20 protein-coding genes and 1 tRNA gene are annotated in these 21,610 nt (G+C 63.5%); 13 read left to right on the top strand and 8 right to left on the bottom strand.

The features are described 5' to 3' along the window. The first annotated feature begins 17 nt into the window (after positions 1-17). From BJ997_RS04775 to BJ997_RS04810, 8 genes are all read left to right on the top strand, one after another. Entirely contained in the window at positions 18-905 is an 888-nt protein-coding gene (locus BJ997_RS04775) for a ParA family protein (RefSeq protein WP_035838140.1), read from the top strand. After that, positions 889-1,698 (top strand): segregation and condensation protein A, encoded by an 810-nt coding sequence (locus BJ997_RS04780; RefSeq protein ID WP_035838135.1) that lies wholly within the window; start codon positions 889-891, stop codon positions 1,696-1,698. The genes BJ997_RS04775 and BJ997_RS04780 overlap by 17 nt, the downstream gene beginning before the upstream one ends. Next, complete coding sequence (gene scpB, locus BJ997_RS04785; RefSeq protein ID WP_035838131.1) at positions 1,688-2,338, top strand: SMC-Scp complex subunit ScpB; 651 nt, start codon at positions 1,688-1,690, stop codon at positions 2,336-2,338. The genes BJ997_RS04780 and scpB overlap by 11 nt, the downstream gene beginning before the upstream one ends. After that, positions 2,335-3,213, top strand: a complete 879-nt coding sequence (locus tag BJ997_RS04790; RefSeq protein ID WP_052542496.1) for a pseudouridine synthase — start codon at positions 2,335-2,337, stop codon at positions 3,211-3,213. Before scpB ends, BJ997_RS04790 begins: the two co-directional genes overlap by 4 nt. Then, the gene (locus BJ997_RS04795; RefSeq protein WP_052542494.1) at positions 3,213-4,328 is read left to right on the top strand and encodes a prephenate dehydrogenase; all 1,116 of its coding nucleotides are present in this window, start codon (positions 3,213-3,215) and stop codon (positions 4,326-4,328) included. Before BJ997_RS04790 ends, BJ997_RS04795 begins: the two co-directional genes overlap by 1 nt. Before the next feature lie 4 nt (positions 4,329-4,332). Next, the gene (gene cmk / locus BJ997_RS04800; protein WP_035838130.1) at positions 4,333-5,025 is read left to right on the top strand and encodes a (d)CMP kinase; all 693 of its coding nucleotides are present in this window, start codon (positions 4,333-4,335) and stop codon (positions 5,023-5,025) included. Then, entirely contained in the window at positions 5,018-6,529 is a 1,512-nt protein-coding gene (der, locus tag BJ997_RS04805; RefSeq protein ID WP_035838129.1) for a ribosome biogenesis GTPase Der, read from the top strand. Before cmk ends, der begins: the two co-directional genes overlap by 8 nt. Positions 6,530-6,727: 198 nt before the next feature. After that, positions 6,728-8,341: a chitinase gene (locus BJ997_RS04810; RefSeq protein WP_052542493.1), complete on the top strand. Its 1,614-nt coding sequence runs from the start codon at positions 6,728-6,730 to the stop codon at positions 8,339-8,341. A 3-nt stretch (positions 8,342-8,344) separates the two neighbouring features. Here the strand turns inward: BJ997_RS04810 and BJ997_RS04815 are convergent, their stop codons facing one another. Next, complete coding sequence (locus tag BJ997_RS04815; protein WP_035838128.1) at positions 8,345-8,938, bottom strand: GNAT family N-acetyltransferase; 594 nt, start codon at positions 8,936-8,938, stop codon at positions 8,345-8,347. 142 nt (positions 8,939-9,080) lie between these two features. Between BJ997_RS04815 and BJ997_RS04820 the strand changes: the two genes are divergently transcribed. After that, positions 9,081-9,154 (top strand) — tRNA-Pro (locus BJ997_RS04820). Between the two features lie 238 nt (positions 9,155-9,392). On the opposite strand, the gene BJ997_RS04825 is transcribed toward BJ997_RS04820, so the two are convergent. From BJ997_RS04825 to BJ997_RS04850, 6 genes are all read right to left on the bottom strand, one after another. Further along, positions 9,393-11,315 (bottom strand): hypothetical protein, encoded by a 1,923-nt coding sequence (locus BJ997_RS04825; protein ID WP_035838127.1) that lies wholly within the window; start codon positions 11,313-11,315, stop codon positions 9,393-9,395. Next, the gene (locus tag BJ997_RS04830; RefSeq protein ID WP_035838125.1) at positions 11,312-12,310 is read right to left on the bottom strand and encodes a tyrosine-type recombinase/integrase; all 999 of its coding nucleotides are present in this window, start codon (positions 12,308-12,310) and stop codon (positions 11,312-11,314) included. Before BJ997_RS04830 ends, BJ997_RS04825 begins: the two co-directional genes overlap by 4 nt. A gap of 91 nt (positions 12,311-12,401) precedes the next feature. Next, entirely contained in the window at positions 12,402-13,307 is a 906-nt protein-coding gene (locus tag BJ997_RS04835; protein WP_035838123.1) for a site-specific integrase, read from the bottom strand. Beyond that, entirely contained in the window at positions 13,304-13,636 is a 333-nt protein-coding gene (locus BJ997_RS04840) for a hypothetical protein (RefSeq protein ID WP_035838121.1), read from the bottom strand. The genes BJ997_RS04835 and BJ997_RS04840 overlap by 4 nt, the downstream gene beginning before the upstream one ends. A 4-nt stretch (positions 13,637-13,640) precedes the next feature. Beyond that, positions 13,641-13,973 (bottom strand): hypothetical protein, encoded by a 333-nt coding sequence (locus BJ997_RS04845; RefSeq protein WP_152602286.1) that lies wholly within the window; start codon positions 13,971-13,973, stop codon positions 13,641-13,643. Next, positions 13,970-14,332 carry a hypothetical protein gene (locus BJ997_RS04850; RefSeq protein ID WP_035838117.1) on the bottom strand — a complete coding sequence of 121 codons (363 nt, stop codon included), beginning with the start codon at positions 14,330-14,332 and terminating at the stop codon, positions 13,970-13,972. Before BJ997_RS04850 ends, BJ997_RS04845 begins: the two co-directional genes overlap by 4 nt. A gap of 202 nt (positions 14,333-14,534) precedes the next feature. Here BJ997_RS04850 and BJ997_RS04855 point away from each other — a divergent pair, with 202 nt between their 5' ends. From BJ997_RS04855 to BJ997_RS04865, 3 genes are all read left to right on the top strand, one after another. Beyond that, a complete protein-coding gene (locus tag BJ997_RS04855; protein ID WP_152602285.1) occupies positions 14,535-15,047 on the top strand; it encodes a hypothetical protein in 513 nt (170 codons plus the stop codon). Positions 15,048-15,400: 353 nt separating this feature from the next. Beyond that, the gene (locus tag BJ997_RS04860) at positions 15,401-15,997 is read left to right on the top strand and encodes a hypothetical protein (protein ID WP_035838115.1); all 597 of its coding nucleotides are present in this window, start codon (positions 15,401-15,403) and stop codon (positions 15,995-15,997) included. 170 nt (positions 15,998-16,167) lie between these two features. Next, the gene (locus BJ997_RS04865; protein ID WP_052542491.1) at positions 16,168-17,007 is read left to right on the top strand and encodes a metallophosphoesterase family protein; all 840 of its coding nucleotides are present in this window, start codon (positions 16,168-16,170) and stop codon (positions 17,005-17,007) included. A gap of 294 nt (positions 17,008-17,301) precedes the next feature. Here BJ997_RS04865 and BJ997_RS04870 read toward each other — a convergent pair whose 3' ends face one another. Then, on the bottom strand, positions 17,302-18,717 hold the full coding sequence (locus BJ997_RS04870) for an IS1182 family transposase (RefSeq protein ID WP_152602377.1): 1,416 nt from the start codon (positions 18,715-18,717) through the stop codon (positions 17,302-17,304). A gap of 901 nt (positions 18,718-19,618) precedes the next feature. On the opposite strand from BJ997_RS04870, the gene BJ997_RS04875 reads away from it, so the two are divergent. After that, positions 19,619-21,568 (top strand): type I restriction-modification system subunit M, encoded by a 1,950-nt coding sequence (locus tag BJ997_RS04875; protein WP_338080918.1) that lies wholly within the window; start codon positions 19,619-19,621, stop codon positions 21,566-21,568. The last annotated feature ends 42 nt before the right edge of the window (positions 21,569-21,610 follow it).

A 21,610-nucleotide genomic window follows, 5' to 3' on the forward strand; every position in this document is an offset into this window, starting at 1 on the left:
CGAAATCGAGGACATCAGTGGCGCGTAGGCAGGGTGACCGGACACCTCTACCCGGTTTTGAAGAGAATCCAGTTGGTCCCACCGGACGTGAGAAGCAGGATTTTGCCGACCCCGAGCCACTGAAGAGCCACGGTCCGGCGCGCATCATCTCCCTCTGCAACCAGAAGGGCGGCGTTGGCAAGACCACGACGACCATCAACCTGGGTGCAGCCCTCGCAAGCTACGGCCGCCGCGTTCTTGCCATCGACTTCGACCCGCAGGGCGCCTTGTCGGCCGGCCTCGGCGTACCCACACACGACGTCACCACCATCTATGACCTGCTGCTCAGCGGCAAGGTCGACCCCAGAGACGCGATCCAGCAGACATCCGTGCCGGGCCTCGACGTGATCCCGGCGAATATCGACCTTTCCGCCGCGGAGGTTCACCTCGTGAACGAGGTCGCCCGGGAGCAGATCCTCAGCCGGGTGCTGCGTAAGATCGCGCCCGACTACGACGTCATCCTCATCGACTGCCAGCCCTCCCTCGGCATCCTCACCGTGAACGCACTCACCGCGAGCCACGGCGTGCTTATCCCGCTTGAGTGCGAGTTCTTTGCTCTCCGCGGCGTCGCCCTGCTGATCGAAACCATCGACAAGGTGCGCGATCGGCTCAACCCGGCCATCGAACTCGACGGCATCCTCGCCACCATGTACGACTCACGCACGCTGCATTCCCGCGAGGTACTCGAGCGGGTCGTCGACGCTTTCGGTGACCGCGTGCTTGACACAGTCGTGGGCCGCACCGTCAAATTCCCCGACGCGAGTGTCGCCGGAATCCCCATCACCGAGTTCGCCCCAGAGCACGCGGCCGCCAAGGCTTACCTCTCGGTGGCCCGGGAACTGATCCAGCGTGGCGCAGTCGCCTAGCGCGGCCGAGAAGCCCGCATTTTCGGTCGCCCTCGGCAACTACGAGGGCCCGTTTGATCTGCTGCTCAACCTGATCTCGCGCCACGAACTCGACATCACCGAGATCTCGCTGAGCCAGGTCACCGACGAATTCATCGGGTACCTGCGGGGCCTCGACGGCCCCGACGAGCTCGACCAGGCTACCGAGTTTCTCGTCGTGGCCGCAACGCTGCTCGACCTCAAGGTGGCCGGGCTGCTGCCGCAGGGCGAACTCGTCGATGCCGAAGACGTGGCCCTGCTTGAGGCCCGTGACCTGTTGTTCGCGCGTCTCCTGCAGTACCGCGCCTTCAAAGAGGCGTCGCGTTGGTTCGGAGACCATTTGGAGACCGAGTCCGCCCGACACGTGCGGTCGGTGCGGCTCGAAGAGAAGTACCGCCAGCAGACTCCCGAGCTCGTGTGGACGCTGTCCCTGCAGGACTTCGGCGCCCTCGCTGCCTTGGCCCTCGTGCCTCGGGAGATCCCCACAGTGGGCCTGGACCACCTGCACGCGCCGCTCGTGAGCATCCGTGAACAGGCCGCCTACATCGTGGCGATGCTGAAGCCGGGGGAGCCGCTCTCCTTTCGCCAGCTCATCGTGGGCGCCAACGAGAAGGGCGTCGTGATCGCCCGCTTCCTCGCCGTGCTCGAGCTCTACCGCTATGGGGCCCTCTCGTTCGACCAGCTTGAACCGCTCGGCGAGCTCACACTGCGCTGGAGCGCCGAAACGTGGACCGAAGAGAACCTCGCCAATCTGGGAGCCGACTATGACAATTGAGACGCAGACCGACACTCGCACGGCGGATGCAGCGGTGCCCGCCGATGAGAGGCTCGCAGCCCACGAACTCACCCCTCCCGACGCCGTCGCGTTCGCCCTCGACCGGGAACTCGAGGCTATCTTCATGGTCGCCGACGAACCGCAGAGCATCGTGCACCTCGCCACGGCGGTGAGCCAGCCGATCCCGAACGTGAGCGCATCCGTTGCCCGTCTCGTGGCCGACTTCGACGGCCTCGCCGGCACGATACGCCGCGGCTTCGAACTGCGCGAGGTGGCTGGCGGCTGGCGCATATACGTGCGCGCCTCCCACGACACTCTCGTGAGTGAGTTCGTGCTCACGCAGAACCCGAGCCGCCTGTCGCAGGCCGCTCTCGAAACTCTCGCCGTGATCGCGTACAAGCAGCCCATCGGCCGCGGCGCGGTCGCGAGCATTCGTGCGGTCAACGTCGACTCCGTCGTGCGTACCCTGCTCGGTCGCGGCCTCATCACCGAGGCCTTCACCGACTCCGAAACCGGCGCCATCAATTACGCCACCACAGACTTGCTGCTGACGCAGCTCGGAATCAACTCGCTCGACGAGTTACCCCACATATCGCCGTTGCTCGACGACGGCTCCGACGGATTCGAGGATCTGCGATGACCGACAACCACTTTGAGTTCACGAACAATCCCGACGCGGGCACGAACCCCGAGGCTGCGGCCGACGGCGTGCGCCTGCAGAAGGTTCTCGCGGCCGCGGGCGTGGCGAGCCGCCGCGTCTCCGAAGACCTGATCACCTCCGGCCGCGTGCGAGTGAACGGCAAGGTCGTCACCGAGCTCGGCCGGCGTGTGCACCCCGACACCGACCAGGTGGCCGTGGACAACGTGGCCGTGCAGCTCGACACCACGCGCCGTTACATCATGCTGAACAAGCCCGTAGGCGTGGTCTCGTCCATGATGGACGAGAACGGCCGCCCCGACCTGCGCGAGTTCACCGACCAGTTCGAGGAACGCCTCTTCAACGTGGGCCGCCTGGACGCCCAGACCAGCGGGCTGCTCATCCTCACCAACGACGGAGACATGGCGCACGTGCTCGCGCACCCGTCGTTCGGCGTGATGAAGACCTACATCGCCAAGGTGGAGGGCCGCGTCTCCCCGCAGACCATCGGCCAGCTGCAGTCCGGTATCGAGCTCGAAGACGGTGCGATCAAGGCCGACAAGGCGCGTATCCTCACGAGCCCTCCCGGTGACGGCTTCAGTATGGTGGAGGTCACGCTGCACTCCGGGCGCAACCGCATCGTGCGACGGATGCTCGAGGCCGTCGGCCACCCCGTCGTGGACCTGGTGCGTCGCCAGTTCGGCCCGCTGCACCTCGGCACGCTCCGCCAGGGCGCCCTGCGCGAACTCACCCGCGAGGAGCTCGGCCAGCTGCTCACCGTCTCGCGCCAGGCACCGAGCAAGCGCCCGCAGGCCGACGCGCCCGCCGACGAGCGGGACGAGCGTCATGACGACCGCGACGACCGCGACCGGCGCTAATGGGTACTCCCACCACGGTTGAACCCGGCGCTCCGCAGGAGAGCCGCCTTGTGGGCCCCGTGCGCATCGTGGGCGTGGGCCTGCTCGGCACGAGCGTGGGCCTCGGCCTGCGCAACCGCGGCATCGAGGTGATCCTCGCCGACGCGTCACCGACCAACCTCAGCATCGCGATCGACTACGGAGCCGGCCGTGCCGCCGCCGCAAACGACGAACCGCAGCTCATCGTGGTGTGCGTTCCCCCCGACGTTACGGCGGAGATCGTCGCACGCGAGCTCGAGGCCTTCCCGCGCGCGATCGTCACCGATGTGGCGAGCGTCAAGCTCGCGCCCCTGGCCGAGCTGCGAGCCCGGGGAGCGGATACGAGTCGCTACATCGGGTCGCATCCGCTCGCCGGCCGCGAAAAGGGCGGGCCTCTCTCGGGACGCGCCGACCTGTTCATCGGCCGCCCCTGGGTCGTGGCCGCCCACGATGCGATCAGCTACCAGCAGGCCGGCGCGATCGATGACCTGATTCTGGACCTTGGCGCCATTCTCGTGGAGATGACACCCGAAGAGCACGACCGCGGGGTGGCGCTCGTCTCCCACGTGCCTCAGGTTATTTCTACGCTCATGGCTCGTCGCCTGACGGATGCCGCGAACTCGTCGCTTAACCTCGCCGGCCAGGGCCTGCGCGACGTGACCCGCGTTGCGGCGAGCGACCCGGATCTCTGGGTGCAGATTCTCGGCGCGAACGCAGCCCCGGTGCGCGAGGTACTGCTCGCCTACCGCGAAGACCTCGACCGCTTCATCGAGGCCCTCGCCGACCCCGTCGCGCCGGGGGCCCAGCGGCGGGTGGCCGAAGAGCTCGCCGGCGGTAATGCCGGCGTGGCGCGCCTGCCGGGCAAACATGGCCAGGACCGCCGGTTCTCGTCGATGATTGTGATGGTCGACGACCGTCCCGGCCAGATAGCGCAGCTGCTCAACGACATCGGCGACCTCGGTGTGAACCTTGAAGATCTCCGCCTCGAGCACTCGCCGGGCGCACAACTTGGACTTGCTGAAATTTCCGTTCTCCCCGAGGCCGTCTCCCGCCTCACCGATGAGCTGGCCGCCCGCGGCTGGCGGATTGCTGGTTAAACGAATGGCCCGTCACACCCTCCCCACCGTCGTCGCCATCGACGGACCGGCCGGCAGCGGAAAGTCGAGTGTCAGCCGCGCCGCGGCCCGCCGCCTCGGCTTCGCCTACCTCGACACAGGAGCCGCGTACCGCGCGCTTGCCTGGACCGTGCTCGACCGCCAGGTCGACACTGAGAATGCGGATGCCGTGGCGGCCGTTCTCAAGGACTTCGACTACTCGATCGGTACAGACCCCGATGAATACTTCGTGCTCGTCGGGGAGACCGACGTGACCGAGGCCATCCGCTCGCCCGAGGTATCGGCCGCGGTGAGCGCCGTCGCCCGGGTTCCCGAGGTGCGTACGCACCTCACCGAACTGTTCCAGAGCCTCGCGGCTAACGTGGATCGGCCCGGCGTTGTCGTGGAAGGACGCGACATCACCACGGTCGTCGCGCCCGATGCCGAGGTGCGCATACTGCTCACCGCATCCGAAGAGGCTAGAATGACTAGGCGCTCTGCGGAAATAACAACCCAATCGGCCGAAACCGTGGCAGATCAGCTGCGATCGAGAGATCGTGCAGACTCACAGGTCGTCGATTTTATGAGCGCCGCAGACGGTGTCACCACCGTTGACTCCACCCATCTTGACTTAGAACAGACCATCACCGCGGTCATCGACGTCATCAATACACGTACGGCTAGGGCATCGCATGACTGAGGAATACGACGACACGGGCTCCGCGCTCGATAACGAGCTGGCGGAGCGACTCGCCAACCTCGATGAGGAACTGGCCGCCAAGCGCGCGGAAGCGCTGCGCACCGGCCTGAACGACTACGATCTCGACGAGGAAGACTTCGACGTACTGTCGACGGTCACCGACAACCCCGACGAGATCCAGTATCTCCCGGCCGTTCCGGTGATCGCCATCGTGGGTCGCCCGAACGTGGGCAAGTCTGCTCTCGTGAACCGGATCCTCGGCCGCCGCGAGGCTGTCGTGGAAGACACCCCCGGTGTCACGCGCGACCGTGTGGCGTACAAGGGCGAATGGCACGAACGTAAGTTCAGCCTCGTCGACACCGGAGGCTGGGAGCCCGACGCCAAGGGTATTGATGCGTCCGTCGCCGCGCAGGCCGAGATCGCCATTGATCTCTCCGACCTCGTCATGTTCGTCGTGGACTCCAACGTGGGTCCCACCTCGACCGACGAGGCCGTTGTGCGCATGCTGCGCAAGAGCGGCAAGCCCGTCTTCCTGGTGGCCAACAAGGTGGACGACGTTCGCCAAGAGCCCGAATCGGCCAGCCTGTGGTCGCTCGGACTCGGCCAGCCGTGGCCGGTTTCCGCGCTGCACGGCCGCGGCGTTGCCGACCTGCTCGACGAGATCCTCACGGTTCTGCCCGAAATTTCTGCCGTCGCCAAGCGCGAGGTGGGCGGACCCCGCCGCGTTGCCATCCTCGGTCGCCCGAACGTCGGCAAGTCCAGCCTCCTCAACAAGGTCGTGGGCGAAGAGCGCGTGGTTGTGAACGACCTCGCCGGAACCACCCGTGACCCGGTCGACGAGCAGGTCGAGCTCGGTGGCAAGGTATGGCGTTTCGTCGACACCGCCGGCATCCGTCGTCGCGTGCACCTGCAGCAGGGCGCAGATTTCTACGCCTCGCTGCGCACGAGCGCCGCCCTCGAGAAGGCCGAGGTTGCCGTTGTTCTCCTCGATGTGACCGAGGTCATCAGCGAGCAGGACATCCGCGTGATCGACCTCGTGATCGAGTCCGGTCGCGCGCTGGTTCTTGCCTTCAACAAGTGGGACCAGATCGACGACGACCGTCGCCGGTACCTCGAGCGTGAGATCGAGCAGGACTTGGCTCACGTGTCGTGGGCCCCGCGCGTGAACATCTCGGCGCTCACCGGTCGCCACATGGAGAAGCTGGTTCCGGCCCTTGAGCTTGCGCTCGAGTCGTGGGACACCCGCATCGCCACCGGCAAGTTCAACGCCTTCCTGGCCGAGCTCGCCGCGGCGCACCCGCACCCCGTTCGAAGCGGCAAGCAGCCTCGCATCCTCTTCGGCACGCAGGCCTCGAGCCGGCCGCCGACGTTCGTGGTGTTCACCACGGGCTTCCTCGACCCGGGCTACCGTCGCTACATCCAGCGTCGCCTGCGCGAAATCTACGGCTTCGAAGGAAGCCCGATCAACCTCTCCATGCGAGTGCGCGAAAAGCGCAAGCGCTAGAGCGGCCTCGCTGGTCGAGCCTGTCGAGTCCCCCGCGTGCCTACCTACCCAGGCACGCGGGGCTTTTTCGGTTAACGGCAAAGATTACGACCTCATGGGCATTGCTGGCAGGGCTACCAAACCTCCGGTCCCTGATTTACCCTTGATCATCGGGCGCAGCGTGATCGAGCGGTTCCCCCTGAACGAGCAAGGAACCACATGGCGCCCACTTCGCCGTCCGCAAACCGCGATGCCTCCCGCCGCCATCTGTCTATTCCTCGGTTGATCATCGCCGTCGTTGTGGTGGGTGCCCTGGGCGTGGGGGGATTTATGACCGTCAGCTCGTGGGGAGCGGCGCGCGCCGCGGCATCCGTTGACCCGTGGTTTGCCGGGTACGCGGATGTGACAGCCACTCCCTCGCTCGCGTTTGAATCGCCCGCCAACACTGCTGGGCGGGACGTGGTGCTCTCGTTCATCGTGGCCGGCACCGATACGCCGTGCACGCCCAGCTGGGGCACGTTCTACTCGCTCCAGGAGGCCGCAGAGGCCCTCGACCTCGACCGCCGCGTAGCGCGGGTGAAGCAGCTCGGAGGCGAGGTGGTCGTGTCTTTCGGCGGGGCCATCAACGATGAACTCTCGACAAGCTGCACCGAGCCTAAGAAGCTCGTTTCTGCGTACACGGACGTGCTCGACTACTACGACGTGTCGACGATCGACCTCGACGTGGAGGCCGCTAACCTCACGGATGCCGCGGCAGGGGAGCGCCGGGCCGCGGCCATCGCCACGTTGCAGGCGAACCGCCGCGACGACGAGAAGCCCCTTGCGGTCTGGCTCACCCTGCCTGTGGCTCCCAGCGGGCTCACCGAAGACGGCACCACGGCCGTGGCGCAGATGCTCGAGGCGGGCGTCGACCTCGCCGGCGTGAACGTGATGACAATGGATTACGGCGATCGCGATGACAGCGAAACCATGGCAGAGACGTCTATCAGCGCCCTCACCGCCACCCACCAGCAGCTGCTGACCCTGTACCAGCGCGCAGACATGCCCCTCACCGATGCGACGGTGTGGACGAAGATGGGCGCCACGCCCATGATCGGCCAAAATGATGTGCGCGCCGAGGTGTTCACCCTGGAGGATGCCGCTGACCTGCAGGCCTTCGCCACACAGAAGAAGCTCGCCCGGCTCTCGATGTGGTCGCTCAACCGCGACCGCACGTGCAGCGCCAATTACGCCGACCTCACCCGGGTGTCAGACTCCTGCAGTGGGATCGAACAGAACGGTGCGTCGTTTGCCACTATTCTCGGCGACGGGTTGACCGGCCGCCCGCAGGCCGGAGGCCTCAAGACGACGACGCCGGAGCCCATCGCCGAGGTGGCCGTCGACGACCCGGCCACGAGCCCGTACCCGATTTGGGCCACCGAGGGCACCTATGTGAAGGACACCAAGATCGTCTGGCACGGAAACGTGTACCAGGCCAAGTACTGGACGCAGGGCGACCTGCCCGACGACCCGGTGCTGCAGAGCACCGAAACCCCGTGGACGCTGATCGGCCCCGTGCTGCCTGGTGATGCACCGTACGTGCAGCCCAGCCTGCCCGTGGGCACCTACCCCGCATGGGACGGCGCCACGGTGTACCGGGACGGTGATCGCGTGCTGCTTGGCACGGTGCCATTCGAGGCCAAATACTACTCTCAGGGCGATAGTCCAGAGGCCGCAGCCCTCAGCCCCGACTCGTCGCCGTGGCGCGCGCTCACGGCCGCGGAGATTGCCGCGGTTGAGTCCAGCACGGTGGACGGCGGCGCTGAGGGTGGCACCGCCGTGGCGACCGAGTAGGGCCTACAGCGTGAGCTGCACGACCGCCCGGTGGTCTGTGGGGTGCGACACGACATCGAAGCTGGCCTTCACGAACTGGCTGAGCGCGCCGTGATACAGATCGGCGGCGGCAGCGTCGGGGCGTGCGGACACGTCGACCGGGTACGCTTCCACAATCCGTGCGCCGTGCAGTCGGGCGTGGTCCACGGCCCCGGCGAGTAGGGCGTTCGCCACTCTGCGGCGCCGAAACCCGATGCGCACCACAAAACACGTGACGGCCCAGACGGATGCGTCGTCAGGGTCTTCCCGACTGCCCTGCGTCACCACTTTGGTGCGTCGGAGTCGGCTGTAGTTCGGCCGCGGTTCGATGGCACACCAGCCTGCCGGTTCGTCGCCGACGTAGGCGATGAGCCCGGGGGCATGGGCGTTGGCGACGACCTGCTGCCTGAGCAGTGCACTGCACTCCTCGGGCGTGCCCTGCTTCCATCCTGAGGTCGGCGGCTTGAAGTACTGGCACCAGCAGCGAGACGGGTAGCCCCGGGTGCCGAACACCGTACGCACGTCGGGCCAGGGGACATCTGCTACAGAGGTGACCGTGATCTGCTCCGTATTCTCCATGCGGGACACGGTACTCCGGCCCTGAGAATCGTGGGGGCTCGCCGTTGCGGCTGTATGTGCACACGGGAAGGTCTGAGAGGCGGTAAGCTAATCAAGTTGTCTCCCGCGGGGCTTTGATTCTGAAGCTGTTACGCAGGGGCATCGGGCTGTAGCGCAGCTTGGTAGCGCACCTGACTGGGGGTCAGGGGGTCGCAGGTTCAAATCCTGTCAGCCCGACAAAAGGGCCGTTCGCGAAACTGTTCACGAAACGGTCCGGTCGGAACAAAAAGAAATCGCTCCTGAGGATTCTCAGGAGCGATTTCTTGTTTAAGCGGTGAGTGCGTGGGGTTATGTCGGCGATTTGTCGCCCGGGACTGCGTCGCCGCTGGTTTTTCGCGTTTTGGGGCGCGTCGGATTGTTCGGAATGCGGGGAGGTTTGCCCTCTCGGGCGGTAGTCGGCGGCCTATGTGGCCGTTTAGGTTCTTCGCGGTGGTCCGCCGGTTTCGTCGGAGAATGGTGGGGCGGTGACTTTGGTCGGTGGGGTGGATCCGGGCGGGTAGGTATTTGTGTACGGATTGTGGAATTCGCGGTCGCGGCGTCGATTGGGCGCGACACGAGGTTCGCCGCCGATCAGCTTCTTGGCGTCGTCTTTGATCTTGTCGCTGATGAAGGCGGCGATTTTGCGTAGGTTGAAGTTGGTGAGCAGCATGGTGACGATGATTTGGGCGGCGCCGAAGCCGCGGACGCGGCGGCGGCTGGCTGATTCGATGTCTTCGGTGCCGCCGCTTTTCACCTGGTTGTTGAGGGATTCGATGCTGTTTCTGGCGTGGACGTGGAATCCACGCCATTCCTTGGTGCCGTATTCAAACGCTTGGGCGGTGCGGCGATTGCGTGCCGTGTCGAAGGACACGGAGTGTTGGGCGCAGATCTTGTCGGCGAAGTCCGGGAGGTCCTCACCGTCGACGGACGGCAGCACCTTCCTGGTCTTGAGCATCTCGCGAAGCGGGCAGGTGACTGTGGGGCTTGGGCCGAGGGCGGGGCAGCGCAGCACGACGCGACCCTTGCTGTCGGGCTTTTCCTTCTGGTGCAGTCGAAATGCCCGGCGCTCCTCAATTCGTGCTTCGTAGGTTTCGTCGTCGATGCTTCCGCTCACGAGATCGATGGTGGCGTTTTTTATAGGCTCAGGAGTGGCGGGGCAGTAGGTGCCGCCCTCGATGTAGAGAGCGCCGTGATCGCCGCCTTGATGGCCCATACGGTCCGTGCGGTAATCAGTGGAGGGCAGGAATCCCTCCTTATGGGCGGGGTCGTGCAGGCGTTCTACAAGGGCGTTGGCCCAGTATTGCTTGTCGGCGTCAGCGACTCCGGGGTCTAGGCCGACGGCTTTGGCCGCGCGCATGAGTGAGACGGCTTCCTCGGCGACGCGGATATTGGGCAGGCTCATCGTCGCGGCGACGGCGAGGCCAGGGAACCTCTTTTGTCCGGGGGCTTCGGAATCGACTCGTACGGCGATGTTGATTTCCCAACCCCACCGATATTCTGCTGAATCGGCTTTCCTGCCAGGGGCGGTAAGGTCTGTCTCGCCCTTGCCGACGTCTGTGCGAGGGCCGGTGCTGACGTGCCAACCCGCGTAGGCATCGACGGGCCCCGGCTTCAAGGTCTTCATATCTTCAACGGTGGCTTCGTCTGCGACACGTTTCGCGAGGTTCTTCTTGGAGTACCCCTTCACCGTCGGGGTTCCGATATAGGTCTGGTCGAAGGAAATGTCCATCTGCTTGGAGGCCCGTCGAATGTTGCGGGGCTGTTCGTTATAGGTCATCACGAGGAAGAGTTTGGTGAACTCATCAAGGCGGGCTTTGCGCTTCTCCTCCAATTCAACGTCGTGGGCACGGAGGATTGCCTGGATTTCTGTATAGGTTTTTGAGGTGCGTCGTTCCTGGGGGAACGGGTCCATGAGGTCGTTCATTCGGTGGAACGCGCGGCTGGTGTTGGCGTACCAACGGCTCTTTTCACCGACGTGGCCGACGAAGGCTTCGATGGATCTTTCCAGCCCGAGGAGTTCGCGGGAAGCGTCACTGAGGCGAAACATGAAGACGTCGCGCACGTTTGTCAGGAACAGAGCTGATCCTTCCTTCGCGAGCAGCAACAGAGCGGTCATAACCGCGCGTTCGGAGATGAGTGACGGGCGGCCACCGATGCTGAACGCGGGAGCATCTTCGTCATGCCATGCCTGTAGTCGTTCCAGAACACCGGTTCTGCGCACGCGGCCCTCCATCAGCGCCACGGTCTGGTGGTCGATGACGTCGTGGATGCGCCCACGGCCCATGATCTCTGCTTCTGTCATCCCGCCGAGGTCGGGGCTATAGCCGGTGAAGCCGTAGTCGATGTCGCCGGCGCTCATGCGGACACCTCTTCGCCGATGACGAGGCCGACGTAGTTGGCGATATCCAGTGGTCGGGCGTGAACGAGGTGCTTGTCGAGGCAGCCGGTCGTGGAGAACCCGGCCAGGGCCATGAGTATGGGGAGGGGGAGTCCGTTATCGATCTGTGCGACGATCCATGTTGCACGCAGGCGAGTGAGGGTAGCGCGGACGCGGCCGGGGTGGTCGGTGAGGAACGTTTGGATGGCACGCGGACGGTATTCCTCGAAGCGGTAGCCCCGAAAGACGTACTCCATTGGGTCGCTGCGGCCGGCGAGGCTGCGGAGCAGGGTGCGGTTCCACGGGTGGCGCACGGGAACTCGGCGGGGGTTCTTGCCGGGCACGGTGACGAAGAGGCGCCCGTCGACGATGTCGATGTCGCCGAGGCGGAGGTCGATGATTTCGTTGGCGCGGAGGCCGGCGCCGCCGGCGAGTCCGAGGAGGGCCTGGGCGTTTTGCCGTTTCAGGTCTGTCGTGAGGCTGGCGGCCCAGCTGTGCATGGACGCGACTTCGGCGATGCTGAAGGGGCGCCGACGATTGGCATGGGGCGTGGGGAAGCGTGTGATGGTGTTTTCAGCGAGGGCTTCGGCGATGGTGCCGAGTTGGCGTGCAACGCCCCAGCGGTGAGTTTCGGAGTGTTTGGGAAGGCGTTCCTGCAGGTAGCGATACACGTTGTTCTGCGTGTACACGCGCTCGACGGTGAGTGTTGTTCCGGCGGTCGCCCACACCCAGGCGTTGAAGCGGCCAGTCATCGTCATCATCCGCCGCACGGTCTCGAACGTGCGCGGCTTCATGTTGATGGCAGTGATGATCGTGAACTCGCGCACGGCATCCCACTGCTGGGCAGAGAGCTGCGGCCGGAATCGGATGATCACTTCCCAGACGTGGTCGGGAAGTTCGGGGTCCGCAGTGCGCAGGTGGGCGTACGTGCGGGAGTCGGCGCGGGAGATGTCGTTGAGTCGGTCTTTTCGGGTCATGCAGAGTGTGTGTGCGGCGGAATTTTGGAGCCTGGCTCAAAATCCGCCCAATTGCCCTATCCTCGATGATCACGGCGCACCAAAGCCCTGATCAGACCTTGTTAATATTTCTTTGAGAAATCTTTGGGCGAACCGCCGTTCCGGGCACGAAGACGGCCAGTTTGTCGAGGGCTGCCAGATTCTTGAGGCCGGAGATTCGCAGGAGTTCCCGGGGTGGTGTGCCGTCGCGGAGGTGCTCCACGAGCCATGTCGCGCGCATTCGACTGGGTCGAACGTCCAGGTCGGTGCGGGCGCGCAGGAGAAAATCCGTGACTTGCCCAGAGGTTGCGCTGATCCGGCCGGGACGAAAGAGCCAGTCGTTGGGTTTGAGGTCTCCGAGGATCCGCCGGAGGGGCCGGTCCCATTGTGGGCTGAGGGGTACGACGCGTGGCCGGCTTTCCCGGACGATCACGTGGATGTCATCGGTTGTGGTGTCGAGGTCTCGGACGCGAACTCCGAGGATCTCTCTCGCTGCCAGGCCGGCCCCGAGTCCGAGGGCGAGGAGGGCAACCGCGTCGCGGCGCCGGTGTTCGGTTCCTTGGGAGGTGGCCCAGCTGTAGAGCGTGGCAACCTCCGACGACGAATACGGTTTCGTCGGCGCTGAACGGGCGATCGGCCGGTGCTCGGTCCTATCGGCTGGGTTCAGAGTGTCGACCATGAGCCAGAGTGTCGCCCGGTGCGTGGCTCTGCTGCCCTGGGCATATTTCTTCATCGCAAGGTGGATGAATTCTTCAACCGTGCTGCGGCGAAAGATGCGCTTACGTTCCAGAGGCGTGCCTCTGCTTTGCCAGCACCAGAGGACGAAGGCGACCGTTGCCGGGTAGAGGGAGCGTTCGTCGCGGTTCGTGGCTGTAGCGGTGTCGGCGACTGCAGAGGTGATGAAGTCTCCAATCGTGTTCCAATAGGGCAGCGCGTTGATGGGGCGGTAATCGTAGGGGTGAGCTGCGGTGGTGGTCATGACCAACCGCGGATTTCCGGTACCGGGTCGATGCGGATGATCGGGGTGGATTCGCGCGTGGTAATTAAGATGCCGGGCAGGTGCAGATTGATCAGGAGCAGCAGCGGCCGGCCTCGGCGGCACTCGACGATCTCTTCGAGGATGAGGTCTTCGCCGTCGCCCCGAAGCCGGAGCGCGGACTCGTTTTCCGGGCTGGGCACGCGGCGGACCAAGCGTCGGTCGCAGTGGATCCAGTACCGAGTGTCAGATTCTGTGCTGACGACGTAGCAGCCGACGGAGTCGTCGGTGAGGGCCTCCAGCGAGGGCTGTCCCTCTGGCACGTAGCGCATCGCTTCACCTCTCGGGGTCCGGTCGCGCGTTGATATCCCGGTCGGGACCATCGTCGACGATGGGGTCGATTGCCTGGATGGTGCTGGAGAGGTGCCAGTAATGCTTGACGTATTCCGACTCATCGGCCTCCGGACTCATGAGCCAGTAGCCTCGGGCTCCGACGGTGCAGTGCACGATCTCAATCAGGGGACGCGTTTGATCGTTCAGAGTTGCCGCAGCATCCGTGCCAGGGATACGGGTGACAGTCATCGCATCCAGATCAAATCTGTGGCTGGACGCGATGGTTGTGACAATCCAGCGGCCACCCTCGGCGCCAGTCAGCGTGTCGGTCATCATTCTGGGCTCTCCGTGTGAACTGCGGGGACCGGTTGAATGCTGACGACGCGGCTGGAGCGTTGCCAGTAGTGCTCGATGGTCTCGCGGTCGGCGCCTTCGGCTTCGAGGAGCCAGTAGCCGGTCTTTCCGACCCGGCACTGCACGAGTTCCTTGAGCGGGTGGCGGGGCCCGTTTTCCCTCGAAATGATGAGAGGGTCCGGGAATCGAAACCGGAAACGGTCGACGGTCATGGCATCCAGATCGATTCGATAGATGGAATCTTCTGTCGTGATTAGCCAGCATCCGCCTTCGATACCCCACAGGTAGTCCGGTCCCGCTTCCGGGTCCTCGCCTATTGGGTCGTGAGCCGTGTCAACCATTTCGCACCCCGATTCTTAGCGGTCGGGTGTCCCTCTGTTGGACCTCTCCGGCCTGGTGAAATCCCAATGTACGAAAGTTCCTATTTTCAAACCACCGACTCAACGACAAACTTGGCGTCGTTCCGCCGTGACGGGAGATCATCGAGTGTTCGGCGGTTACGGTCCATGTTGAAGAGGCAGACCGCCCGGAGAAAGGCGGATCATGACGACGTCAGAGTCAGCTGCGGAGCCGGACCAAGCCGCTGTTCCCAACGGAAGTAGTCGGCGACGCAAACCAGCGACGTCTCCGAGCGCCGACGTCATCTCGGATGAATTGGCGTCGAGTGTGCAGGCAACCCAGGATGCCTGGGTGCGCATTGAGGTGGAGTTCGGGTTGTTGACCAGCAGCCAGGTCGCAGAAGTCCTGGGAGCCAAACCGTCAAACCGCATGCTGGCGTCGAGGAAACACGCCGCGCATCTCATCGCTGGCCTCATAAGACGGAACGCTGTTCTTTATCCCGGATTCCAATTCGACCGGGTTCACGGAACTATCCTCCCGCTGATGGCGCGACTCATCGGGTTGGCAGTGGCGAACGGCTGGACTGAACACGACCTGTTGTTGTGGCTCTGTGGGCCGACGACATCCTTTGAGGAAGAAGACCGTCCCGTCGACCACTTTCACGATCCTGATTCTGTGATTGCCGCCGCCACGAACGAGTTCGAGACCCAATGGTGACGAGGCCGACCCAAGAAAGCCCGGAAGCGCACTGACGAAGAAGTGCAGGGCCCGCATCGCATTGTTCGCCATCTCGAGATATTGGACCTCCGGTGGGCTGATCCGGGCCGAGAGACCGACGCCGCCGAGCTTGCCGGGTTCTACTCCGCCAGGTGAGGTCGATGGGCTGGCAGGTGAGACTGTCGTCGCTCGCCCTTTGTAAACGGCCGCTTGACCGACAACCGCAGGAGACGGTGGCGATTCGATTCACCGAGCCACAGAAGAAGTACCGCGAGTAAGCGAAGAAGCACATGCGCCTCTGCCGCGCATGACCTCATCGAGGCCGCCACTCGGGTGGCCACGATTGGCCACTTATGCCCGGCACGAATCCGCACGACCACCTCGCTTCCAGAGCCGAAGTTCTCTGGCTCAAAGAACCCGATCCGGATCCACGCTCTGCGCGATACGCAGCAGCCGACAAGAATCGCGCCTACCGCGACTCCCCGCAGCCAGCGAACGCCAGGCGTCCTGCCAACTGGATCTCCGCCCTTTCCGGCTATGAAGAATTCTGGCGCGAAAACGGACGGACTCCACGGGAGAACACCCGTGATCTCGCAACTCTCCCCGCCGAGGAACGCCGAAAAGGCGGCTGGGCCGGCTATCAACGTAAGTTCGAGGAGAAGCTCTGCCGGTACCAGATCATCCGCCTCGACCTCTCGCCGGCCTTTGAATGGGATCCGCAGGAACACATCTGGCAGAAGAACTTCGCTGCGTACCGTCATCACCTGGAGCTGACGGGGACCCCGCCCTACCTCAACGGCGCAGACCCGGCCGAGTTCGCGCTGGCCCGATGGTTCAACCGCCAACTCCGGCAACTCCAAATAGGCGCGCAGCCCAAGGGCAGAGCCGACCAAATCGCCATACTTCTGGCACTTCGGAGCACAACGGGTGGATCCAACCACCCATGCTGAGAATGGGATCCACCAGAACCCCGACTCATCGACATCAGTCACCGCGGACGCTGCCAGCAGGAGAGCTCAACATAGTCTGATGACATGTGTCAGCTGGCTCTGAACCGATCCAAACCGAATTGTTCCGCGCTGGGTGATCACCGAGGGCGGAACAAGTCGGTGAGTGCCCTGTGACCGGGGAGACGCCGCGGGACACGCTGTCCGCGGCAAGTCGCATCGGATTCCTCGGCGACACCCACGGCGACATGCACCACATTCTGACCGTGGCACGCACTATGGCGGCCCGTGGCATCGAATACCTCGTGGTCTTGGGTGATTTCGGGTTTGTGTGGCCGGGGCACAACTGGAGCATCGACATCGACAAGCTCAGCAGGCGGCTGAAGACGACTGGCCAGACGCTCGCCTTCGTTGACGGCAATCACGAGGCCTTCGACCTCCTCTACAAGTTCCCGGTCACCGATGACGGGCTGCGCTGGCTTCGACCGAACATCGTGCACATCCCGCGCGGATCCAGAACCGCACTTGCCAGCGGCGCCACCCTCGCAGCTCTCGGCGGAGCAAACTCGGTGGATATCGGCCATCGAGTCCCCGGACGTTCCGTCTGGGCAGAAGAATCAATCACCGAGGCGGACCTGACGGTGCTCGGGCACGAAGAGGCCGACGTGCTCATCGGACACGATGCACCTTTGCACCTCCCGACTCTGGACGCGTGGCTGGCAGCAACGGACCACGGGTGGCCACCAGACGGCCTCAAGTACTCCGCTGAAGGACGGGCCATGTTTCATCGAGGGTTCCTGCAAGTGCGGCCCCGGCTCTACCTCGGTGGCCACTACCACCGGCACATCGATGAATCGGTCACCTACACGACCGGCGAAACGGAATTCCAGACACGCGTCGTGATCCTGGACGAAGGCGGCTCAGCCTCCGGGACCAGCCAAGGCATCCTCGACGTGCAGACCCTCGAATTGGAATTCATAACGCGGGACGGTGTCCAAGTCGGATCCGCGTAGACGAACACACACCTGGGCAAACCTCCTGCGCGAAAGTACCTCCACGTGATTTCGATGCCACTGGCAAATCCAGTCCTAGCGATTTCTCCTAGGAGCGTGTGTCAGTAACGCCTATTCGACCTTGGTGTGAGGAATTGCCGTTCAGGACCGTCTGTGCGGTCGGGGGTTTCTTGTCCGGTGGTTGAGTCGTTCGGGTTGGCGTTGTTCGTGTGCCGACTGAAAATAGGGCCAGTGCTGCGTTGACGGCGCAGGCCGGGGCCGTTGCCGCCCGCCGGGGCAGTCCCGCCTTGATGTTTAGGTGGCCGTTCGGGCTGTTAGGGCGCTTGGCGCGGCCAGCAGCGCTTTAGTTTGCATGGTGTGTAGCTTCATCAGGTTGTGGCAGGCCGCGATCAGGTCCCATTCGTGGGCGGCTTGCTCCAACCCGCGCAGCAACACGAATTTGCCTTGCCGAGTGTGGATCTGACCGAACACGGGCTCCACGATCGCTTTGCGCCGCGCATAAACGGCGCGGCCTTTCTTCGTCTTGAGCTTCCGCGCCATGCGTTCCCGCAGCGTCGCATTGGCCGGGATCCGGCCCCGAGGAACTTCAGGAACACGCTCGCCGTGCTTGACCCGGCCGGTCGCGATGAAAAACTCGGTCCGGCCGTCGCTGCCATCTTCAACAGTCTTCGCGTAGTCCAGATTTGTTGCGGAACAATACCCGGCATCCGCCAGGACCTGCCGGGGCAGGACGCCGGTCGTGGCGTGGAGTTTCTCGACCAGCGGCACGACCTGTTCAACATCCACGCCAATATTCGTCAGCGTCGTCGCGACGATGATCTGATGGTCGGCATCAACGATGGCCTGTGCGTTGTAGGCGTAGTGGAACGATCCGTCGGCGGTCTTCATGATCCGTGAATCCGGGTCGGTGAAGTTGCGTTGAGCCTTCGGAGCAACAACGGCGTTCTTCGCCGCGTCGTCACCCTTCTGCGCCACAGTATCGTCATCGTCGCCCTTGTCCCTGGCCTTCTTCTCCGCGTCTTTCCGCGCCCGCGCCGCTGCAGCTGCCTCCAAGCCAGCGCGCGCTTCGGCCAGTTTCACCAAGCGTGACTCCCGCCGGGCAAGCTCCGGCGGCAACTCATCACCGCGTTTGTCCTTTCCGAAACGAGCGTCCTCCGCGTCATCGATCGCGTCCGCCTCCGCCAGCAGCGCAGAGACTTCGTCGGCGAGGACTTTCTGCTTCTCCGTCAGGCGGGCGTAACTCATCGCCTTGCGCCGAGAGGCATTCGCGCGCACTTTCGTGCCGTCCAACGCGACCTGCCCGAGCGAGACCATTCCGGCCGCACGGCACAGTTCCAACGCCTGCAAGAACACGTTCCCCAGACTGGAGAGGTGGCGTTTTCGGAACCGGGCGATGGAACGAAAATCAGGTGCCTGCTGCGCCGCCAACCAGCGAAACGCGACCACGTCCACGCACACCCGCTCCAACTCCCGTGACGAGCGAACTCCGACACAATACCCGTAAAGGAGCACCCGGACCATCAACCGTGGGTCATAGGGCGGCTGCCCCTTCGACTTCGCGTAAGAGGCGTAGAACTTCTTCAGATCCAGCTGAGTTTCAACGATATCCGCGATGAACCGAGACAGGTGATTCTGCGGCAACCACTCATCCAACGACGGCGGCACCAACATCACCGCCGCCGGCTCAAATGCCCGGAACCGTTTGTTCACACCGGCCCCCGCCTCAACACCGTCATCCACGACCACGTCAACGTGCTCAAGTTCCGTCGCGGGGAAGAGGCCATCAGAATCGCTCATACGCAATTTTCCCAGACCAACACCCCAAGCCCGGGAAATCGACCGGCGTTTTAAACTTTGGTGTTACTGACCCACGCTCCTAGAGAATACGGTAGCTCGTGACCTCCATACGTTCGGAGCGTTCCTTGGGGACGCTGATGGCCATTGCCCGAACCAGAGTGGGTGCGGACAAGAAAACGGGAGCGACAACCCCACGCGGGATCCGCGCCCTGGCCGAGATCGCTGACGAGAGCTCGGTGACCGTGACAAGTGAGTCGCGTCTAGAAATGTTTGACGAAGAAAGGCCCGAGCTCTCGGATGACGTTTAGGAGCAACTGGATGTGCTCGGTCGGGCCGCCGGTCTAAAAACGGCGCTCCTGTCCCATGAATGTAGCTTGGGCACTCGGTCTAGTGCACTGGCGGCTCTGATAAGTAGGGCACGCGTGCTTTGAAGCCGTGCTCGCTTCGGCCCATATTCGAACCCGCTGGTCAGATCATGCGCCGGGATACGGCCTCAAACCACTTCGTCACGGCGATGAACCCTCTTCCGGCGCAAGTCCGACGCGGTCTGACACGGTGGTTGTCCCTTCGAGAGCGTCACGGCCTACGTTGAGAGCTCTACCAGAACCGACGAGATGTGCAACCTTTTGCCCTCCACACTGCTCAGGAGTGTCCCGTATGCCGTCGCTGCTGGCTTTCGAATGCGTACAGGCGCGGTTCGCTGTGCCTTTGCGGCCGCAACCTCCGGCCCGACAACAAGCCAGCGTCGCACGATGCCAATAGAGTCAAAGGTGGGCCGCTGCCCGCGACGCCAATTTCAGGGGACGCACGACCAATGCAAATGTCACAGCAGAACAATGCCAACTTCATCTGGTCGATCGCAGACCTCCTTCGCGGCCCGTACAAGCCGCACCAATACGGTGCCATTGTGCTGCCCTTCACCATCCTGCGCCGACTCGACGCCGTGCTCGAGCCGACCAAGCAGGCCGTGCTCGACGAGGCAACGAAGCGCGGCGACGCAGCCTCCGCGAGCGTGTTCCTAGCAAAGGCATCCGGCACCGGCTTCTACAACACGTCCGCCTTCACCTTGCAGGCGTTGATGGGTGACCCCGCCAGCATCAAGGCGAACATGGTCGATTACATTCACGGATTCTCCGAGAACGTGCGCGACATCTTCGACCGTTTCGAATTTGAGAAGCAGGTTGAAAAGCTCGATGCCGAGAACCTTCTTTACTTGGTGACCAAAGGGTTCGCGGCCGTCGATCTGCACCCGAACAAGGTCAGCAACATCGAGATGGGCCTCATGTTCGAGGAACTCATCCGCAAGTTCGCTGAGACTTCCAACGAAACCGCAGGCGAGCATTTCACCCCGCGCGAGGTCATCAGGCTCATGGTGAGCCTGCTCTTCATCGCCGATGATGAGGCTCTCAACCAGAAGGGCGTCGTGCGCTCGATCTATGACCCCACCGCTGGTACTGGCGGCATGCTCTCGGTCGCCGACGAATACCTGCTGGAACACAACCCAGATGCGCGGCTCGTCATGTACGGGCAGGAGATAAATGGCGAGTCCTACGCCGTCTGCAAGGCCGACCTCGTGATCAAGGGCCAGGACATCAATCACATCGTGCACGGCGATACCCTCACTGACGACGGCCTCACCGGGGAGACCTTCGACTACTGCCTCTCCAACCCGCCCTTTGGCGTCGACTGGAGCAAGCAGAAGCCCACCGTGCTCAAGGAGCATGAGCAGCAGGGATTCAATGGGCGCTTCGGCCCCGGCCTGCCCCGCGTCTCCGACGGCTCACTGCTCTTCCTGCTTCACCTAGTCAAGAAGCTGCGCCCGAAGGTAAAAGGCGGTGGTCGCGCAGGTATTGTTCTCAACGGCTCGCCAATGTTTACCGGAGGGGCAGGTTCGGGGGAGTCTGAGATTCGCCGCTACCTGCTCGAGAATGACTTGCTCGAGGCGATCGTCGCGCTGCCGACCGACATGTTCTATAACACCGGCATCGCCACATACGTGTGGATCATCGACAACGACAAGCGCCTCGAGCGCCGCGGCACCGTTCAGCTCATCGACGGTACCGGCTTCTCACGCAAGATGCGCAAGTCCCTCGGCTCCAAGCGCAAGGAACTCGGCGCCGACGACATCGCCCGAATCGTACAGCTCTATGGCGATGCCGATCAAACGGATGTCTCCAAAACGTTCAAAAATGAAGACTTCGGCTACCGCACCATCACGGTGGAGCGACCGCTGCGCCTGAACTGGGCTCTCACGTTTGAGAGGCTGAATTCCGCCGTTGAGCAGAAGACCATCGCCAAGCTGGGCATCGACTGGTACAGCTTTGCGTCAACGACCGTCGCGAACGACTACGTGCCGACCAGCGACATCAAACTATTCACCAAAGAGGTCGTGCAGCGTCTAGACAAGGCTGGCATCACTCTCACGGCGGCACAGCTAAAGACATTCATCGCCGGACTCTCGGATCGCGATGAGAACGCCCCCGTCGTCACTGATGCTAGGGGCAGGCCCCTGCCTGATAGCGACGCCCGTGACACCGAGAACGTGCCGCTCAGCGAGGACATACCAGAGTACGTTGCCCGCGAGGTGTTGCCGCATGCTCCGGATGCCTGGATCGATGAATCCAAGACCAAGGTCGGCTACGAGATCCCCTTTACTCGCCACTTCTACCAGTACGTGCCGCCGCGCCCGCTTGAAGAAATCGACGCCGACCTCAACAAGCTCGTCCGCGAAATCACGGAGCTGCTGAGCGAGGTCAAGGCGTGACGGTCTCGAAATACCCGAAGTACAAGGATTCGGGGACTACCT

The organism is Cryobacterium roopkundense (genome assembly GCF_014200405.1).
GTDB classification, from domain to species: Bacteria; Actinomycetota; Actinomycetes; order Actinomycetales; family Microbacteriaceae; genus Cryobacterium; species Cryobacterium roopkundense.